Below are 19,292 nucleotides of genomic sequence, written 5' to 3' on the forward strand. Positions count from 1 at the left end.
ATTGACAGAACTTTTGTCTCCAAAAATTATCCTTCGACTGCGCTCAGGATGACATCATTTCTCCAATGGGCAATTCTTAACGGATATTATCAAAAATTTTATAGGGCCTTGGCATTTTTCACCTTTTGGTCCGTAATGGCAATATCGATTACCTCGCTCATATCCGTCACGTAGTGAAACGTAAGACCTTTAAGATATTCTTCTTTGATTTCTTCGATGTCCTTACGATTGTCCGCACACAGAATAATTTCTTTGATTCGAGCGCGCTTGGCCGCCAAAATCTTCTCTTTGATTCCACCAACCGGCAATACTTTGCCCCGAAGCGTAATTTCACCAGTCATGGCCAAACTTTTCTTGACTTTGCGCTGTGTAAAGAGGGATACCAAAGACGTCAGCATGGTGATTCCTGCACTGGGGCCATCTTTGGGCGTGGCACCTTCAGGCACGTGGATGTGTACATTATATTTATCGAACACCTCAGGTGCAATACCAAAGGTATCGGCATTGGATTTAATGTATTCCATGGCAATGGTGGCGGATTCCTTCATCACTTTACCAAGGTTTCCAGTAATATTCAGGGTTCCCTTTCCTTTGGAAAGTATGGATTCAATAAACAGAATATCACCTCCCACGCTGGTCCAAGCCAATCCAGTGACCACACCGGCCACTTGGTTGTGTTCATATTTGTCGCGCTCCAATCGTGCTGGGCCGAGTATTTTTTCAATATCCTCATTAGTGATTTTGATGTTGTACTCCTCCTCCATAGCAATGGATTTGGCTGCGAAACGAACCACTTTGGCAATTTGCTTCTCCAAGCCACGCACCCCTGATTCTCGGGTGTATCCTTCCACAATCTTCTCTAATTGACGTTTACCAATCTTCAAATCTTTATTGGAAAGGCCATGTTCCTTTAATTGTTTGGGAAGTAAATGGCGTTTGGCGATTTCCACTTTCTCCTCGATGGTATAACCGGTTACGTTAATAATCTCCATTCTATCCCGAAGTGCAGGTTGAATGGTGGACAAGTTATTGGCTGTGGCAATGAACATTACTTTAGATAGATCATAGCCCATTTCCAAGAAATTATCATGGAATTCGCTGTTCTGTTCTGGGTCCAAAACCTCCAGCATGGCCGAAGAGGGGTCTCCTTGATGGCTGTTGGACAATTTATCAATCTCATCCAAGATAAAAACAGGATTGGACGTTCCTGCCTTTTTCAAACTTTGTATGATTCGTCCGGGCATGGCGCCGATATAGGTTTTTCTATGACCTCGGATTTCAGCTTCATCACGCAATCCGCCTAAGGACATACGCACATATTCTCGGCCCAAAGCCTCTGCCACAGATTTTCCCAAGGAGGTTTTACCCACGCCAGGAGGTCCATACAGACAAAGTATAGGAGATTTCATATCGTTTCGTAGCTTCAACACTGCCAAATACTCAATAATCCTACGCTTTACATCTTCAAGTCCATAATGGTCACGGTCCAAAATTTGTTCGGCTCGTTTTAAATCGAACTTATCTTTTGAATACTCGTTCCAAGGCAAATCCAGAATCAGGTCCAAATAATTACGTTGAATGGAATACTCAGCCACTTGCGGGTTCATGCGTTGCATTTTTCCAAGCTCACGCTCAAAATGCTCCTCAACTTTCTTGCTCCACTTTTTCTTTTTGGCCCGTTCACGCATTTCATCCACTTCCTGCTCATAGGACAGCCCGCCCAATTCTTCTTGGATGGTCTTCATCTGCTGGTGAAGGAAATATTCACGCTGTTGTTGGTCCATATCGCTACGCACCTTGGACTGAATATCGTTTTTTAGTTCCAAACGCTGCAGCTCCATGTTCATATACCGCAAGGTGGTCAATGCACGTTCCTGTAAGTTGGGAATCTCTAACAATTGTTGTTTCTCAGCAACACTAAGGTTAAGGTTGGAGGACACAAAATTGATCAGAAACGAATTACTTTGGATGTTCTTAATGGCAAAAGTGGCCTCACTTGGAATATTGGGGTTATCCTTGATGATCTTAAAGGCCAAATCTTTAATAGAATCGATAATGGCTCCAAATTCCTCGCTTGTCTCATCGGGTCGTGCTTCTTGCGCTTCCTTTACAGTAGCTGTCAAGTAAGGTTTTTCAGAAACAATGCTGTCAATCTGAAAACGTTTTTTCCCCTGAATAATAACCGTAGTATTTCCATCTGGCATTTGAAGTACACGTAAAATTCTAGCTACGGTACCCAATGTATTGATATCATCCACCCCCGGATTTTCGGTTTCCTCATCCTTTTGGGAAACCACGCCAATGGTTTTTGACCCATTATTGGCGTCCTTGATGAGATTGATGGATTTATCCCTTCCGGCCGTAATGGGAATTACCACACCCGGAAAAAGTACGGTATTCCGAAGAGGTAAAATTGGCAGAACCTGTGGCAGGCTCTCCTTGTTCATTTGTTCTTCGTCTTCCGGCGTAAGCAACGGTATCAGTTCCGCTTCCTCATCCAGTCCTTGAAAATCTATATTGTCAAAACTTGAAATTTTCATCTCTTTCATATCGTCATATCGGTCATTTTGTCAGAAACCACAAAATTCGACCTTGTTTATTAAATCCAAAAGCCGGTACAACTCCCTCATTTTCAAACGATGTAGGGAGATTTAGGCTTAACTACACTCCTAATTAGGCAATTCCTATGCCATTAAAATTGAAATTTTGCGAAAAAAGTGTAACAATTGATAAATTCATACCTCTATAAGACAAATCAATCATTTTTTGAGCCACCAAAATGAACATATTGATGAACTGCTGAAATCGTGCATGCAGGGGAAACAAAGTGCACAATTGGAGATTTACAATCGCTATTACAAAGCTATGTACAATACTGCTTTTAGAATTGTAAAGGACTCCGCCGAAGCAGAGGATGTAATGCAGGAATCGTTCTTGAGCGCGTTTACGAAACTGCACACATTTAAAGGGGAGGTTGCCTTTGGTGCATGGTTAAAGCGAATTGTGATCAACAACAGCATCCATCATTACAAAAAACAGCAAAAAAGAAGGGCTGTGGACTTGGATGACATAATGTACAAGGTCGAAGATAATGATGAAGTTGATTCGAATCAAAATGGTTTTGCTGAACTAAAGGCTCAAAAAGTGATGGAAACCATGAAAAGTTTGAAAGACAACTACAGAGTTTCTTTGACCTTACATTTAATTGAAGGGTACGATTACGAAGAAATAAGTGAAATAATGAACATTAGTTATGCCAATTGCAGAACTACAATTTCCAGGGCCAAGGATAGCCTTAGAAAAAAATTGACATTAAATGCTTGACCATGAAGGAAGATAAATTAGATCAATTGTTTAATAGGCTTCAAGGACAGTTAGACCTTGAAGAACCACAAAATGGACACCAAGATCGTTTTTTGGAAAAACTGAACCAAGCCCATGGTACGGTTTCCATTCAAAGTAAAAAGACAAGTTGGTGGAAACCCCTATCCATTGCGGCATCCATTGCAATCATTGGGGTATTGGCCTTTCAGGTTTTCAACACAAATCCCAGCATAGAGCAACAGGTTGTAGAGATTTCCCCGGAAGTGTCGCAAACCGAGTTCTATTTTGCCAACCTCATTGAAGAGCAGGTGGCCCAATTGAAAAATGAAAAATCCCCCGAAACTGCAAGATTGGTGGATGACACATTATTGCAACTGAAAAAATTGGAAAAAGATTATAAAAGTTTGGAACAAGACCTTGTTAATGGCGGAGATAGTAAGATTATTTTGAACGCCATGATATTTAACTTCCAAACGAGAATTGATCTTTTAAAAGATGTTTTGAGCCAAATAGAGAATATTAAAAATTTAAAATCGTACAATGATGAAAACATTACTATTTAAGAGGTTCCTTTTGGCCATGACGCTCTTTCCCCTAACGATGAGCGCACTTACCGATGGCATGAATGGGAAATATACCAAAGAAAAGACCATAAAACGGGAGTTCAATGTAAACTCAGATGCCCTTTTCAAGGTGAACAACAGCTACGGTAACCTCAACATTACCTCGTGGAACGAAAACAGGGTACTGATAGAGGTTCATATAAAAGCCAACGGTAACGATGAGGATCGTGTACAAGATCGGTTGAATGAAATTGATGTTGATTTTGAGAACAGTTCCAGTATGGTGTCTGCCAGAACTCTTTTTGGTGATCGTGGTAATAGCTGGGGATGGAACTGGGGCAAACGCAGAAACGTCAATGTACAGGTAAACTACACCATTAAATTGCCCGTGAAGAACAGCGTTAATCTCAGCAATGATTATGGCAATATCTTTTTAGATCGTATTGATGGCCATGCCAAAATCAAGTGCGATTATGGTAAAATAGATGCCGGGGAACTTCGCGGAAGAAACAATGAACTTAAATTCGATTATACTTCTAGATCCCATTTTGGCTACATAAACAGCGCCGAAATTGTTGCAGATTATTCTGGTTTTACTGTTGAAAAAGCTGGAGACCTTACTGTAAAAGCGGATTATACCAATGCCGTAATCGAGGAGATGGGCAATTTGGACTATTCAAGCGATTATGGGTCGCTAGAGGCCCACAAAGTGAAAAATGTGAATGGAAATGGCGATTACATCGGAGTAAAACTGGGAAAGGTCCACGGAAATGTGAGCATCACCAGTGATTATGGTTCCCTGCGGATTGATGAGCTGGCCCCGGATGCCGGAAACGTGGAAATTAGAACCGATTATACAGGAATAAAAATTGGATACCATCCTGAATATTACTTTGATTTCGAGATTGTGGCGGAATACGCTGGCGTGAGTGGAAAAGACGATTTTGAAATCAATATCAGCAGGGAAAAATCCAACGAAAAATATTACAAAGGCTATTACGGAAAAGAAAACTCCGGGAACAAGATCAACATCACCACCGATTACGGAGGCATCACATTTTTTAAAAATTAAATCATATCAAAAACAATAAACAAACCAAAGTCATGAAAAAAGGTATCACATTACTATTGGCACTTTGTACAGTTGCCATTACAAGCGCCCAGTGGGGCAGAAGAATTAAAGGGGATGGAAATTATGTAACCATTGAACGCTCAGTTGGGAATTATGATGGTGTTGCCTTGGCCGGCTGGTTCGATGTTGACTTGGTGAACGGTAATGAAGGTGAGATTACCCTTGAGGGAGAATCCAACCTATTGGAGCACATTAAAACAGAAGTTAAGAATGGAACCTTGGTGATTAAGGTGGAAAAAGGACTCAATCTTAGGCCCTCCACATGGGGTAAGGGAATTCACATAACCGTTCCTGTTGAGTCCATTAGTGAAGTTTCACTATCCGGTTCTGGAGATATTGTTGGGCAAACCACAATCAAAGCCAACAATTTTAGCACTCGGATTGCAGGTTCTGGGGATGTTAGCCTTACCGTTGAAGCCCAAAGTGTTGAAGCATCCCTTTCTGGTTCCGGGGATATTAACCTTTCTGGAAGAACCACAGATTTCAAAGTTCAGGTTTCTGGGTCTGGTGATATTAAGGCGTATGATCTGGAGGCGGAGTTTGTTACGGCTGCGGTCTCAGGTTCTGCAGATATAAAAGTTACCGCCAATCAATCCATAGATGCCCGGGTGTCTGGGTCTGGGGACATCCATTATCGTGGAAATCCAAAGAAAATCAATAGTAAGTCCTCTGGGTCTGGAGACATTTCCAAAGGTTAAAAGGAGTTTATCACTACCAATCAAAAAACGTAAGGGCCCCGATTATCATCGGGGCTTTTTTTTGGAACCCTATTCTTTGTGGTTGACCCGTGCCAACAGAAATATTCCCATTAAAAAGAAAAGTCCTAAAAATATAATGCTATTCCTCATGCTTCCGGTTACCTGAGAGACAAATCCGTACATAAAGGTTCCTATGATGATCCCTATCTTCTCAGCCACATCATAAAAACTGAAAAAAGAAGTTGTGTCCGTTGTTTCTGGCAAAAATTTGGAGTACGTTGATCTTGAAAGGGCTTGAATACCACCCATAACCATACCCACCAAACCAGCAGCAATATAAAAATCCATTGGGGTTTGCAAGAAATAGGCGTACACGCAAAGCATTACCCAAATACAGTTTATGACCATCAATGTTTTAATGTTTCCGTACTTACCAGAAGCTTTTGCGGTAAGTGTAGCTCCTAAAATGGCCACAATCTGAATGACCAAAATACTCACAATGAGTCCTGTGGTTCGTTCACTATCGGACCCCCAAGCTATTTCTTCCTCACCAAAATAAGTGGCTATTAACATTACAGTCTGTACGGCCATACTGTATACAAAAAAGGCTCCCAAATAGCGTTTCAACCGGGTTTGATTTCCTAATTGTCTCCAAACACTTTGGAGTTCTTGAAACCCGTTCATGATAATATTTTTTCGTTCTCCTTCCCGCTTATAGCCTTTAGGAAGATGTGTAAAGGTGTATTGGCTAAAAAGAATCCACCAAATACCCACAGAAATAAAAGAGTATTTCATGGCCTTGATTTCAGCAACTTCTCCCCCACTATCGGTAATTCCAAAAACATTAGGCTGCATGACCATAGCCAAATTGAACACCAACAAAATAACACTGCCCACATAGCCCAAGGAAAACCCCTTAGCGCTAATGCCGTCTTGCTGTTCGGGATAGGCTATATCTGGTAGATATGAATTATTGATAGCAAAACTGACCCAAAAGCCTACTAATCCAAAGAAATAGCAGGTTAACCCAAAATAAATGTTTTCCAAGGAGAACCAGTACAAACCAATACAGGAAAGGGCACCCAAGTAGCAGAAAAACTTCAGGAAAATCTTCTTGTTCCCCATATAATCTGCAATACCGGACACCAATGGGGTTACAATAGCTATGAACACAAAAGCCAAGGAGGTCACATAACTGATCAAGGGTGCACGGGCTATTTCACCACCAAAAACAGTCACTTTTTCAATCCCTGCCACGCGGAATAAGGCTCCGTAAAAAATGGGGAAGACCGCAGAAGAAATGACCAAGCTATAGACCGAGTTGGCCCAATCGTAAAATGCCCACGCATTCAATAGTTTCTTGCTTCCTTTTAATGCCAGTACTTGCGCCATAGTGGTTGTGGTTGGTTAAAAAGAAAATGTCATTTGAAACTGTGCGGAAACCCTTTCTTTTGGTGATCTGGATTTTCCGGTAGCTCTAAATGACATTTTTGGTTTTTGTTGAATCCCAATTTATTTGAATGATGTCACCCCAAATTTACGGGCTTCTTGTTTTGCGGCCGGAGCCCATGCCGTTAAATTGCTGATTCGGGTATCATTGGATGGGTGTGTGCTCAAAAATTCCGGTGGTGCCTGTCCTCCCGCCTTCGCTTTCATACGCTGCCAAAGTTGGGCTGCTTCATCTGGATTGTAGCCGGCAATGGCCATAATCTGCAATCCTATTCGGTCCGCTTCAGTCTCATGACTTCTGCTAAAGGGTAGCATCACCCCTACTGTTGAGCCCAATCCATAGGCTTGGTTAAACATATTTCTTTTCTCGGGGTCTTGTATGGCCACATTTCCTGCAACAGCTCCTATCTGTTGTAGCATTCCGGCACTCATACGTTGCGCACCGTGATCGGCCAAGGCGTGGGCCACCTCATGCCCCATAACAACTGCTACGCCTGTTTCATTCTGTGTAATGGGAAGTATTCCTGTATAAAAGACGATTTTTCCTCCGGGCATACACCATGCGTTCACCGTTTCATCATCCACCAGATTGTACTCCCATTTATAATCCTTCAGGTATCCCGGGTATCCGTTGGCATCCAACCATCGTTCAGCAGCAGAAGATATACGCTGACCTACCCTTGTTATCATTTGCGCGTCTGATGTGCCCGTGATTACTTTATTTTCATCCAAAAACTGATCATATTGAGCAAACGCCATGGGAAAGATTTGACTATTGGGATAAAAATTCAAAGTGCTTTTTCCCGTAAACGGATTTGTCTTGCATGCAGCAACCGCAAAGAATACAGCCACTGTCAAAATCAACCTTTTCATACGTAATTTTTAATAGTGTTTAGTAGTAGGGAAATTACAAAATTATTTTCCAAAAATATGGAGTGCCGTAAAATCCTTGCTCACCTCAATGGAGTTGCTTCCGTTCAATTTAATGTCTTTTGGGTCTACCTCCTCATTGTCCAGTTCCACCATTCCAATTTCAAAGGGCAAACCATGGAAATACAACTGGAATTTTTCATATGGAGTAATAAAGTTACCATCTTTGAACTGTTGAATAATCACTTCATTTGGCTTTCCTCGCAACCTAAAGTTTCTTAGGCTGAAACGTCCCTTTTTATAATCATACCCGTCTTGTTGGTCTTCGTACACGGTTGATGTTTCAAGTCCTTCCTTGTAATAGACATCAATCCGTAGTTCCTTGATCTCTTTTTCGCCAACATACTGCTGAACCGGATACTTTGGAATCATAGCGCCTTCTTTTACAAACAGTGGAATCTTGTAAATCTCAGCAGGCACCCACTTTTCCATACCTCCAGTAATTACCTCATCTGTCCAATAGCTGTACCACTTACCTCTTGGGAAATACATTCTTCTGCCCTGGGCATTGGGTTCCTGGACTGGACATACCAATATTTTTTCGCCAAATAGGAACTCATCCGTCCTAAAATGGGTCTGGGTATCCTCTTGATCATAGAACACTAGGGATTGAAGCATGGGCATTCCCTCTTTGATATACTTGTAGAACATGGTATACAAATAGGGCAATAGCTGGTACCTTAGTTCGATGTATTTTCGAACTATATTGGTAATCTCCTCCCCAAAAGACCAAGGTTCTTGATCACCGTGGTCACCACTGGAGTGTACTCTACAAAATGGATGGAATATGGCCAACTGTACCCATCTAGCGAATAGTTCGCCGTTGGGTTGCTCTGCAAAACCTCCGATATCAGACCCAACGAAAGAGTATCCACTCATACACATTCGTTGCATCTGCACATTGGCAATCCATAAATGTTCCCAGGTTGCCACATTGTCACCCGTCCATGTGGCGCAGTACCGTTGGGTTCCTGCGTATGCCGCACGGGTAAGTACAAAAGGTCTTCTAGGAAAGGTGAACTTCTTTACCCCCTCATAGGTGGCCCTAACCATCTGCATTCCATAGACATTGTGGGCTTTTCTATGACTGCAAGGATGGCCATCATAATCATGGCGGACATCTAAATTGGCCGTTTTTGTAGGGACTTCCATAACGGCAGGCTCGTTCATATCGTTCCATACACCCCTAACACCCATTCCGGCTATCATTTCTTTGTACAGGCCTGCCCACCATTCGCGGACTTCAGGGTCTGTAAAATCCGGGAATTTGCATTCCCCTGGCCAGACTTTTCCTTTAAAGTGAGGACCATCGGCACGTCTACAGAAAAAGCCATTGTCCATGGCTTGTTGGTACACCCAATAATCTCGGTCTATTTTAATCCCTGGATCGATCATGGTAATGACCTTAAAGCCATCCTCTTCCATCTCTTCGACCATTTTTTTTGGATTCGGGAAGTATCGGTTGTTCCACGTAAAGCAGCGGAAGCCTTCCATATAATCAATATCCAAGTAAATGGCATCACATGGGATATTGAGTTTTCTAAAAGTTGAGGCTATCTTTTTTACTTTTTTTTCTGGGTAGTAACTCCATTTGGATTGATGAAAGCCCAATGCCCATAACGGCGGAAGCTCAGGTACTCCGGTCAAATCCGTATAAGCTTCAACCACCTGGCTCATTTTTGGCCCATAGAAGAAATAATAGTTCATCTCGCCCCCATCGGCCCAAAAACTGGTCACATTGCGTTTCTCGTTGGCAAAATCAAAATAGGTACTGAAGGAGTTATCAAAGAAAACTCCATATGCAGCGCCTTCCTTAAGGCCCACATAAAAGGGAATGGCTTTGTAAAGCGGTTCTTGGTCCTTGCCATAAGCATAAGAATCCGTAACCCAATTGTTCACCCGTTTTCCTTTCAGGTTGGTATGGGACGCCTTGTCTCCCATTCCGTAATAGCTTTCACCGGAATGACAGGTCTTGCTCATTTTTACAATGTTGCCCCCGTAATCGTAATTCTCTTCCCAATGAAAACCGAGTTCATCTTCCAGAATCACCATGTCTTCCAAATCTACAATTTGAACCTTTAGGTCTGCCTTGTTGATATAGATTTTAATTTTGGAGGTTGTGATGACATACTCTGGGATTTCTTCCTTGACATCAAGTTCATTATAACCTAAACTTACATCTTCACTGATGGCATAGGAAAAGTCGGGTTCAAAAACGTATTCTGTGGCATATCTAAAACGAATGGCACTGTCTCGCAATATGGTCACTTGCAAAATTACCCCGTTCTGTGTGGTAAAATATAGTTTGTCGTTTTCCTGCTTGAAATCGACTATATGGTTGGGAACCTGATTCCCTCTCTTTTCAATTTCCGTGTTGGTAATCATAGCTGGCTTATCAGACTGACAAAAGAAATACTTTACCTTGACAAAATAAAAAGATATTTTGAACAAGAACCCAACTACAACGTTATAGTTTGTTCACTACTTGTAAACTACTACGGCTAAAGGGGGAAGTGTCATTACAACCGATTGAGGATGCCCATTCCATGAAGTTTTTGAGGGTTTCAGGGTTTTCTTACCTATTCCACTTCCGGAATATTTGGTTTCATCACTATTAAAAACCAGTTTCAGTTGAGTACTCTTGGGCACTCCAACCCTATAATTTTCGCGGGGTACAGGCGTAAAATTACACGCAATAATCAGGTCATCTTTGGGATCCTCACCTTTTCTAAGGTACGTTATCACGGTATTCTCCTTATCGTTATACTCAATCCATTGGAACCCCTCCGAACTGAATTGTTTTTGATACAGTGCAGGATTGCTTTTATATAACTTGTTAAGATCCTTGATAACTTCTTGAATTCCAGAATGAAAATCGTATTGGGTAAGATGCCAAGCCAAGCTTTCTTGAAAATTCCATTCTGAAGATTGACCAAATTCACCGCCCATAAACAACAGATTACCTCCTGGGTGCGTGAACATGTATCCAAATAAGAGCCTCAGATTCGCAAAACGTTGCCACTCATCCCCTGGCATTCGGTATAAAAGTGATTGTTTCCCGTACACCACCTCATCATGCGAAAACGGCAACACAAAGTTTTCAGTAAATGCGTAAGTCATACTGAAGGTGATGTCATTTAAATCATACGAACGATGAATGGGTTCTTTTTTAAAGAACTCCAAGGTATCGTGCATCCAACCCATCATCCATTTCATGCCAAAGCCCAATCCGCCAAAATGTACAGGTTTGGTAACTCCAGAAAATGCCGTTGATTCCTCTGCAATGGTCTGTACCCCTTTAAAACTGGCATAGACCTCTTGGTTCATCTCCCGAAGAAAGGAAAGTGCCTCTAAATTCTCATTATTTCCATACATGTTGGGTTCCCACTCGCCATCTTCACGTGAATAATCCAGATATAACATGGAAGCCACGGCGTCGACCCGAAGTCCGTCAACATGGTAGTGGTCCAACCAAAAAATGGCATTGCTGATTAAAAAGGCCCTCACCTCATTTCTTCCGTAATTGAAGATCAAACTTTTCCAATCGGGGTGGTATCCCCTTCTTCGGTCTGGGTGTTCATACAAATGAGAGCCATCAAAAAAACCAAGACCGTGGGCATCTTCTGGAAAATGGGACGGTACCCAGTCAAGTATTACTCCTATTCCTTTTTGGTGGAACTTGTCCACCAAAACCTTAAAATCCTCTGGTTTTCCAAAACGGGAGGTAGGTGCAAAATATCCGGTGATTTGATACCCCCATGAAGGATCGTACGGATATTCCATCACAGGCATGAACTCCACATGGGTGAATCCCATTTTGTCCACATAGTCCACCAACTGGTCCGCCATTTCAATGTATGTGAGCGATTCCCAGCCATTTTTCTTTTTCCATGAGCCCAAATGAACTTCATAGACCGAATACGGTTTGTCCAGACCATTTTTTTCCTCGCGGGTGTCCATCCATTTCTTATCCTTCCAGTCATAAGGCGCATCCCAGACAAGTGAAGCCGTATTGGGGGGATGCTCACAGAATCGTGCAAATGGGTCAGCTTTTTCGGTCCAAATATCATTGTTGTGCGAATGAATTTTATACTTGTATTTGGTGCCTTTGTCCACACCGGGAATAAAGCCTTCCCAAATTCCACTTGCATCCCAGCGAACATTGAGTTCATGCTCCCCTGCATTCCAGTAATTGAAATCACCAATCACCGATACTGACTTTGCCGAAGGGGCCCAAACGGCAAAATAAGTCCCCTTGACCCCATCAACCTCAATAAGGTGTGACCCCAATTTATTATAAAGTCGAAAATGCTTTCCGGTTTTAAAAAGATTGATATCAAATTCTGAAAATAAACTATGGACAATTACGTTGGACATAAACTACATTTAACATTTACAATATAACACATCTTTGCTCAAGATTACGATTTTAGCTGAATCCTATCAAATAAATCCAGTTCTTTTGAAAAAATGGAATGCTTTTTGATTTTTATTGAAAAACAGAAAAAAATGAAAACAAATCAAAAATCCAAAATCATGAATAAATTCAACACAATTATCGGAGCCTTGCTCGTATTATTTACCGCAGCCTGTGAGGGTCCAGCAGGACCTCCAGGACCTCCGGGGTTTGATGGCCTTGACGGTTTGGACGGGGCAGATGGCATCCAAGGACAAGTAGTGGAAGTAGAAGGCGTAAACTTTGGGTATGATGGGGATGCAAACCTTTTCAGCACCCTTATCAATTTTAGCGATGTAACCGACTTTGAAGTTTTTGAAGCTGATGCTGTTTTGGTGTATCGCTGGGCCGGTACTGTTGGTTTGCAAGATGGCAGTGATGCCGACCTTTGGAGTCAAATCCCTCAAAACTTTTTCCTTCCCGAAGGGACCATCCAATATGTATTTGAGCACACTTTTGTTGATGCCGAACTCTTTATTGAGGGTAACTTTGACCTATCTACCTTGAGTACCGATTTTACGGACGATCAAATCTTTAGAATTGTATTTGTACCCAGCGTTTTTGCCAATTCCTCTAAAATGGATACTTCCAATATTAAAAATGTAATGTCCGCTTTGGGTATCGAGGAAAATCAAGTTCAAAAAATGGAATTGAATTAATGTCAATCCAAAACTAAATTTTCAAAGTCCGATGGGTTGCCCGTGGGACTTTTCTTTTTGGTATTTTTGAAAGGATAGGCAAAAAACCACGTCTATTTCAACAAACGAAGAAGAAATGGGAAGAAAATTGCTATTGATCATGCTTTTGGGCTTTGTGGGCTGCAAGGGCACATCGCAAGAAGAAAAAAAGGAATCTAAACAAGAAACCACTTTTAAAGTCACTAAAACCGATGCGGAATGGAAAGCCGAACTTACGGATATGGAATATTATGTTCTTAGAAAAGAAGCTACCGAAAACGCTTTTACCAGTGACCTTTTGGACAACAAACAGAAAGGAACCTATGTTTGCGCCGGATGCGGGACCCCTGTTTTTAGAAGTGAGCACAAGTTCAATTCTGGAACTGGATGGCCAAGTTTTGACCGTGAAATTGAGGGCAACGTGGCCTATGATGTGGATTATAAAATAGGAGTTGCACGCACCGAGGAACACTGCGCTACCTGTGGTGGACATTTGGGGCATGTTTTTAACGATGGTCCAAGAAATACTACCGGAAAAAGACATTGCATCAATGGGGTGGCTCTGGACTTCATTCCGGACGGGAACTAATTTTAATGCTTACATGACCAAGAAATACGACATCCGAAAAACGGAGGAGGAGTGGCAAAAAAAACTCTCCCCAGAAGAATACTACGTATTGCGCCAAAAGGGAACCGAACGCCCATTTACAGGACAGTACAACCTCCATTTTGAAAATGGTGATTACCATTGTAAAGCCTGTAACGCCAAACTTTTTGAAAGCGAACATAAATTTGAAAGTGGCTGCGGTTGGCCCTCTTTTGACCAAGCAGTTGAAGGGGCCATTGAATACATTCGGGATACTTCACATGGTATGATTCGAACTGAGACGGTGTGTGCCAATTGTGGCAGTCACTTGGGTCATGTTTTTAATGATGGTCCACGGGAAACTACCGGGCAACGGTATTGTATCAACTCTATCAGTATTGGCTTTGACCCCTCAGAAAACCAATGAACTTCCAAGAAAACTACCTATCCAACGTCATTTTTGAATTCCATCGGTATAAGACCATGGGCGATAAAACTTTTGCACAACTAACCGATGATGATATCCTTTGGACCTATTCAGACACGGATAATTCCATTGCCATCATTGTGAAGCATATGGTAGGAAATATGCTGAGTCGGTGGACCAATTTTTTAACCGAGGATGGTGAGAAACCTTGGCGCAATCGGGAGATGGAATTTGAAGCACCCTACACTACCAAAAATGAAATGCTCGATGCTTGGGAAAAGGGTTGGAAATGCTTGTTCGATGCACTCAAAAAAATGAAAACCTTGAATTTTGATGCCAAAATCAAAATAAGAAAGGAAGAGCATACCCTTGTAGAGGCCGTCAACCGGCAATTGGCCCATTATGCTAGTCATGTGGGGCAATTGGTTTTTATCGGAAAAATGATAAAAGGCACACAGTGGAAATCGCTTTCCATTCCAAAAGGAGCCTCTGAGACCTTCAATAAAAAGATGTTTGGCGAGGATAAAATCTGATTTCACAAACTAAGTGATTTTTGACTTTGTTGTACTTGGGATTTGGGGATTGAATTCCGTACTTTTGCACCTGCCCGCCATAAAGCAGGCTTCAATGCTAACAACTAAAATCAAAATCTAATGAGCAAGTTCGATATAATTGTTGTGGGAAGTGGTCCCGGAGGATATGTTACTGCAATCAGAGCCTCACAACTTGGATTCAAAACAGCCCTTGTGGAAAAGGAAAGTTTAGGTGGTGTTTGTCTTAACTGGGGATGTATCCCAACCAAAGCGCTATTGAAATCAGCTCAGGTTTTTGAATATTTAAAGCATGCAGAAGACTATGGCCTAAGCGCTAAAAACGTAGAACACGATTTTGGTGCCGTGGTTAAAAGAAGTCGTGGTGTTGCGGAAGGAATGAGCAAAGGGGTTCAGTTCCTGATGAAGAAGAATAAAATTGAGGTGCTCAACGGATTTGGTAAGGTCCTGCCTGGGAAAAAAGTTTTGGTAAAAGGTGAGCATGGTGATACTGCCGAGTACACGGCAGACCACATCATTATTGCAACTGGTGCCCGAAGCCGCGAATTGCCCAGTTTACCACAAGACGGCAAAAAAGTGATTGGGTATCGTGAAGCCATGTCTTTGGAAAAACAACCCAAGAAAATGATTGTTGTGGGAAGTGGTGCCATTGGTATTGAATTTGCCTATTTCTACAACTCCATGGGAACCGAGGTGACCGTGGTTGAATATATGCCCCATATTGTTCCTGTTGAAGATGAAGACGTATCCAAGCAATTGGAGCGCAGCTTTAAAAAGGCTGGGGTGAAAATCATGACTTCTGCAGAGGTTACCAAAGTGGACACTTCTGGGGATGGCGTAAAAGCTACCGTTAAAACTTCAAAAGGTGAGGAAGTATTGGAAGCTGACATCGTACTTTCCGCAGTGGGGATAAAGACCAACATTGAAAATATTGGATTGGAAGATGTAGGTATTGCCGTAGATCGCGATAAAATCCTGGTAAACGATTACTACCAGACCAACATTCCTGGCTATTATGCCATTGGCGATGTCACCCCGGGTCAAGCTTTGGCTCACGTAGCATCTGCTGAAGGGATTCTTTGTGTTGAAAAAATTGCTGGTATGCACGTAGAACCACTTGACTACGGTAACATTCCTGGATGTACCTACTGTATTCCTGAAGTAGCCTCAGTTGGATTGACCGAAAAACAGGCCAAAGAAAAAGGATATGAACTGAAAATAGGCAAGTTTCCATTTTCCGTAAGCGGAAAGGCAAAAGCTGCTGGAACCCCTGATGGTTTTGTAAAAGTGATTTTTGATGCCAAATATGGCGAATGGCTGGGTTGCCATATGATTGGCGTTGGTGTTACCGATATGATCGCGGAAGCTGTTGTGGCCCGTAAATTGGAAACCACAGGGCATGAGGTGCTAAAGGCTGTTCACCCTCACCCAACGATGAGCGAGGCAGTTATGGAAGCTGTAGCCGATGCTTATGATGAAGTAATCCATCTTTAAGTCTCAACACTATGCTGAAGCTTTTTAGGGCCACTGCCATTCTTGAAGGAATTTCCTATTTATTGCTTTTTGGCATGACCATGCCTTTGAAGCATTGGGCCGATATCCCAGAACCGAACAAAGTGGTTGGAATGGCTCATGGCGTTCTCTTCATTTTGTATGTGGTAGTGGCGGTTGTGTTCTGTTGGGAACACAAATGGAGTATTAAAAGATTCATTGTCCTTTTCATAGCCTCCCTTTTACCCTTCGGAACCTTTTATGCGGATAAAAAATATTTGGACCCCTTAGGCTAGAAAACTTTGTATCGCCAAGTCATAGCTTTGTAGTCCAAACCCCAAAATAACGCCTTTGGCAACTGGGGATATGTAGGAAACATGGCGGTATTCTTCCCGCTGATGTGTGTTTGAAATGTGCACTTCAACAACCGGGGTGGTCACTGCTTTAATGGCATCTCCAATTCCAACAGAAGTATGGGTATAGGCAGCGGCATTTAAGATGATACCGTCATAATCAAACCCAACTTCTTGAATCTTTTGAATAAGTTCCCCTTCTATGTTAGATTGATAATATTCCAGTTCTACCTTTGGAAACTTTTGCTTCAATTTTCCGAAGTAGTCCTCAAAAGTTGTGTTTCCGTAGACCTCTGGTTCCCGTTTGCCCAACAGGTTTAAATTCGGTCCATTGATGATCATTAGTTTCATGGGGCTAAAAATACAATAAAAAGAAAAGGGCAGGATACCCTGCCCTTCATATCATTTAATTATGTTCACAATCAATTAAAGGCAAATTGCAGACCAAAGCCAAAGGATCCTACCTCATTTCCCCAATCATCACTAAGACCAATAAAAGGTCTCCAGTCAAAATTAATGACAAATGGTACTCCGTTCATTTTAAAGTCAAGCCCGGCATGAGGTCGCAACGCAAAACCATTTTCACCGCCATCCAAAAGGATGATACTCGGTCCTGCCCCCACATACCAACGCAATCCAGCTGCACGGGCAAACCCTTTGTGATACGAATACAATGCCGTGATAATGGTTGCATTGTCCTCAAAACCCAGATCGGCTTGACCAACATGGTTGGAGGTAAAAAAATACTTGCCCGTGGCACCAACAAATGTGGCATTATCTATGGCATCCACCCCCAGTCCCAATGCCGCTTTATAACTGGTTTGGGCCTTTAGCGACACTGAAAACAAGAGAACAATCGTAAAAACAAACAGTAATTTTTTCATTTCTAAGTATTTATTGGTTAATATTCATGATTCAAACTGTTTTTGGATTTGGGGTTATAAACAGTTTATGATTATATATTCATAATTCAATCTTGATGTACTTACTAGCTTCAATTTATTTCTGATGTACCACTACTTTGGACAATAATCAGAACAAAAACAAGATTCCCAAGGTTGCAATTGAAAAATTCCCGTCATTGTTAATATTCACATAAGAGATGTTCAATTCAGTGTTTCCGGTAATGTTGTATCCAATTAGGGGTCTCAAATAAAATCCTCCCTCGTTGCCTTCGTTTATGCCTACGGCATAGCCTACATCGGCTCCCAATTTAAAATCATAGGTCGGATATAATCGAAGTGATGCGGCTACTGGCAAAAACTGAAAGTCCTCGAACTCAGTTTCCACACTTACACCTCCTCCTGAAATGGTTGTGGTATCCCCAAAGGCATTGATAAACCCTGTTGCAAAACCTAAATCCAACAATTCGGAGGCCCCAATATGGTAGGCGATATCCAAACCAAGGCTGAAACTGGAAACATCCCCGGCATCTCCCACAGGAAGACCTGCATTTAATCCGGCTTTAAAATTAGTGCGGTCCACATATTGGGCCATTGACGAAAAACTAATGGCAATCATTGCTATGACCACCAATAAAAATGTCTTGTTCATAGTTGTTAAAATTTGCTAAACATTTAAACGGGTCTTCAATGGATATAGTATTTCCAAATGTTAAAAACCTAATGTCAAACAAGTGATGAATGTATTCAAACCCGACTTCCGTGTCCATCACAAATTGACCAAAAAGCCATATCAATTGACCAATCGCCAAAAAAGAGCCTAGTGGTCAAAAATTATTGTGGTTATCTTTAAACCATGAACTGGCAACAAGCATCACAGGATTATAAAAACTACCTAAAAATTGAGCGGGGACTCAGTGCCAATTCCATTTCCAATTACAGTTTGGACCTGCAAAAGCTAAAGGATTACCTTGATGAGCACAATATTTCCGAATCACCAGTACAAATAGGCCAAGAAACAGTACAGCAGTTCATTTATGATGTGGCCAAAGCAATAAACCCAAGATCACAAGCCCGAATTATCTCGGGTTTAAAAGGGTTTTTTAATTATTTGGTCTTTGAGGACTATCGTTCTGATAATCCCATGGATTTGATTGAAACTCCTAAAATTGGCAGAAAGTTACCAGACACCTTGTCCGTTGATGAAATAAATGACCTCATTTCCGCGATAGACCTCTCCAAGCCAGAGGGAGAACGCAACAGAGCTATCTTGGAAACCTTATATGGCTGTGGACTTCGTGTATCTGAACTGGTGAACTTGCGATTGTCCGACCTGTACTTTGATGAGGATTTCATTAAGGTTACGGGCAAAGGGAACAAACAACGTTTTGTTCCTATCAGCAATATCAATCAGAAGTACATCAACATATACAGAAATGAGGTTCGCGCACATTTGCCCATTCAAAAAGAACATAATGATTTCATTTTTTTGAATCGAAGGGGAAAACAGCTCACGAGAGCCATGATTTTTACCATCATAAAACGATTGGCAGAAACCATTGGATTGAAGAAAAACATCAGTCCGCATACCTTTCGGCATTCCTTTGCCACCCATTTATTGGAGAATGGTGCTGACCTCCGTGCCATTCAACAAATGCTGGGCCATGAAAGCATTACTACCACCGAAGTCTATATGCATGTAAACCGAAAACATTTGGCCACTGTCCTAAATGAGTACCACCCAAGAAAATGA

General features: G+C 41.8%; 19 protein-coding genes. 11 read left to right on the forward strand and 8 right to left on the reverse strand.

Going from position 1 to position 19,292, the window contains the following annotated elements; genetic code table 11:
* Positions 1-98: 98 nt before the first annotated feature.
* Entirely contained in the window at positions 99-2,549 is a 2,451-nt protein-coding gene (lon, locus tag ACFOWS_RS03110) for an endopeptidase La (RefSeq protein ID WP_379762496.1), read from the reverse strand.
* A 217-nt stretch (positions 2,550-2,766) separates the two neighbouring features.
* Here lon and ACFOWS_RS03115 point away from each other — a divergent pair, with 217 nt between their 5' ends.
* From ACFOWS_RS03115 to ACFOWS_RS03130, 4 genes are read left to right on the forward strand one after another with little or no spacing between them, the layout of a single operon-like run.
* Positions 2,767-3,324 carry an RNA polymerase sigma factor gene (locus ACFOWS_RS03115; protein WP_379762497.1) on the forward strand — a complete coding sequence of 186 codons (558 nt, stop codon included), beginning with the start codon at positions 2,767-2,769 and terminating at the stop codon, positions 3,322-3,324.
* 2 nt (positions 3,325-3,326) lie between these two features.
* Positions 3,327-3,887, forward strand: a complete 561-nt coding sequence (locus tag ACFOWS_RS03120) for a hypothetical protein (RefSeq protein WP_379762498.1) — start codon at positions 3,327-3,329, stop codon at positions 3,885-3,887.
* Positions 3,868-4,959 carry a hypothetical protein gene (locus ACFOWS_RS03125; protein ID WP_379762602.1) on the forward strand — a complete coding sequence of 364 codons (1,092 nt, stop codon included), beginning with the start codon at positions 3,868-3,870 and terminating at the stop codon, positions 4,957-4,959. The genes ACFOWS_RS03120 and ACFOWS_RS03125 overlap by 20 nt, the downstream gene beginning before the upstream one ends.
* A gap of 32 nt (positions 4,960-4,991) precedes the next feature.
* Positions 4,992-5,717, forward strand: coding sequence for a head GIN domain-containing protein (locus ACFOWS_RS03130; protein WP_366590987.1), 726 nt, complete (start codon positions 4,992-4,994; stop codon positions 5,715-5,717).
* 69 nt (positions 5,718-5,786) lie between these two features.
* Here ACFOWS_RS03130 and ACFOWS_RS03135 read toward each other — a convergent pair whose 3' ends face one another.
* The 4 genes from ACFOWS_RS03135 to glgB all read right to left on the reverse strand — a co-directional run bounded on the left by ACFOWS_RS03135 (position 5,787) and on the right by glgB (position 12,473).
* Positions 5,787-7,109: an MFS transporter gene (locus ACFOWS_RS03135; RefSeq protein ID WP_379762500.1), complete on the reverse strand. Its 1,323-nt coding sequence runs from the start codon at positions 7,107-7,109 to the stop codon at positions 5,787-5,789.
* Positions 7,110-7,229: 120 nt separating this feature from the next.
* Positions 7,230-8,039, reverse strand: a complete 810-nt coding sequence (locus tag ACFOWS_RS03140; protein ID WP_379762501.1) for a M48 family metallopeptidase — start codon at positions 8,037-8,039, stop codon at positions 7,230-7,232.
* A 42-nt stretch (positions 8,040-8,081) separates the two neighbouring features.
* Positions 8,082-10,481, reverse strand: coding sequence for a glycoside hydrolase family 31 protein (locus tag ACFOWS_RS03145; RefSeq protein ID WP_379762502.1), 2,400 nt, complete (start codon positions 10,479-10,481; stop codon positions 8,082-8,084).
* Between the two features lie 96 nt (positions 10,482-10,577).
* Positions 10,578-12,473 (reverse strand): 1,4-alpha-glucan branching protein GlgB, encoded by a 1,896-nt coding sequence (gene glgB, locus ACFOWS_RS03150; RefSeq protein WP_379762503.1) that lies wholly within the window; start codon positions 12,471-12,473, stop codon positions 10,578-10,580.
* Between the two features lie 132 nt (positions 12,474-12,605).
* Between glgB and ACFOWS_RS03155 the strand changes: the two genes are divergently transcribed.
* The 6 genes from ACFOWS_RS03155 (at position 12,606) to ACFOWS_RS03180 (ending at position 16,580) form a co-directional block, all read left to right on the forward strand.
* Positions 12,606-13,211, forward strand: a complete 606-nt coding sequence (locus ACFOWS_RS03155; RefSeq protein WP_379762504.1) for a collagen-like protein — start codon at positions 12,606-12,608, stop codon at positions 13,209-13,211.
* A gap of 115 nt (positions 13,212-13,326) precedes the next feature.
* The gene (gene msrB / locus ACFOWS_RS03160; RefSeq protein ID WP_379762506.1) at positions 13,327-13,818 is read left to right on the forward strand and encodes a peptide-methionine (R)-S-oxide reductase MsrB; all 492 of its coding nucleotides are present in this window, start codon (positions 13,327-13,329) and stop codon (positions 13,816-13,818) included.
* Positions 13,819-13,831: 13 nt separating this feature from the next.
* Complete coding sequence (gene msrB, locus ACFOWS_RS03165) at positions 13,832-14,242, forward strand: peptide-methionine (R)-S-oxide reductase MsrB (protein WP_379762508.1); 411 nt, start codon at positions 13,832-13,834, stop codon at positions 14,240-14,242.
* Positions 14,239-14,775: a DUF1572 family protein gene (locus tag ACFOWS_RS03170; RefSeq protein ID WP_379762510.1), complete on the forward strand. Its 537-nt coding sequence runs from the start codon at positions 14,239-14,241 to the stop codon at positions 14,773-14,775. Before msrB (ACFOWS_RS03165) ends, ACFOWS_RS03170 begins: the two co-directional genes overlap by 4 nt.
* 120 nt (positions 14,776-14,895) lie before the next feature.
* Positions 14,896-16,287, forward strand: coding sequence for a dihydrolipoyl dehydrogenase (lpdA, locus tag ACFOWS_RS03175; RefSeq protein ID WP_379762512.1), 1,392 nt, complete (start codon positions 14,896-14,898; stop codon positions 16,285-16,287).
* A gap of 11 nt (positions 16,288-16,298) precedes the next feature.
* Positions 16,299-16,580, forward strand: coding sequence for a DUF3817 domain-containing protein (locus ACFOWS_RS03180; RefSeq protein ID WP_379762514.1), 282 nt, complete (start codon positions 16,299-16,301; stop codon positions 16,578-16,580).
* Here ACFOWS_RS03180 and aroQ read toward each other — a convergent pair.
* The 3 genes from aroQ to ACFOWS_RS03195 all read right to left on the reverse strand — a co-directional run bounded on the left by aroQ (position 16,572) and on the right by ACFOWS_RS03195 (position 18,191).
* The gene (aroQ, locus tag ACFOWS_RS03185; RefSeq protein ID WP_379762516.1) at positions 16,572-16,988 is read right to left on the reverse strand and encodes a type II 3-dehydroquinate dehydratase; all 417 of its coding nucleotides are present in this window, start codon (positions 16,986-16,988) and stop codon (positions 16,572-16,574) included. The genes ACFOWS_RS03180 and aroQ overlap by 9 nt on opposite strands.
* A 71-nt stretch (positions 16,989-17,059) precedes the next feature.
* Positions 17,060-17,521: a hypothetical protein gene (locus ACFOWS_RS03190; RefSeq protein ID WP_379762518.1), complete on the reverse strand. Its 462-nt coding sequence runs from the start codon at positions 17,519-17,521 to the stop codon at positions 17,060-17,062.
* 148 nt (positions 17,522-17,669) lie between these two features.
* The gene (locus ACFOWS_RS03195; RefSeq protein ID WP_379762520.1) at positions 17,670-18,191 is read right to left on the reverse strand and encodes a hypothetical protein; all 522 of its coding nucleotides are present in this window, start codon (positions 18,189-18,191) and stop codon (positions 17,670-17,672) included.
* A 204-nt stretch (positions 18,192-18,395) separates the two neighbouring features.
* On the opposite strand from ACFOWS_RS03195, the gene xerD reads away from it, so the two are divergent.
* Positions 18,396-19,292: a site-specific tyrosine recombinase XerD gene (gene xerD / locus ACFOWS_RS03200; RefSeq protein WP_379762522.1), complete on the forward strand. Its 897-nt coding sequence runs from the start codon at positions 18,396-18,398 to the stop codon at positions 19,290-19,292.

This window comes from Flagellimonas marina (assembly GCF_042651185.1).
GTDB classification, from domain to species: domain Bacteria; phylum Bacteroidota; class Bacteroidia; order Flavobacteriales; family Flavobacteriaceae; genus Flagellimonas; species Flagellimonas marina.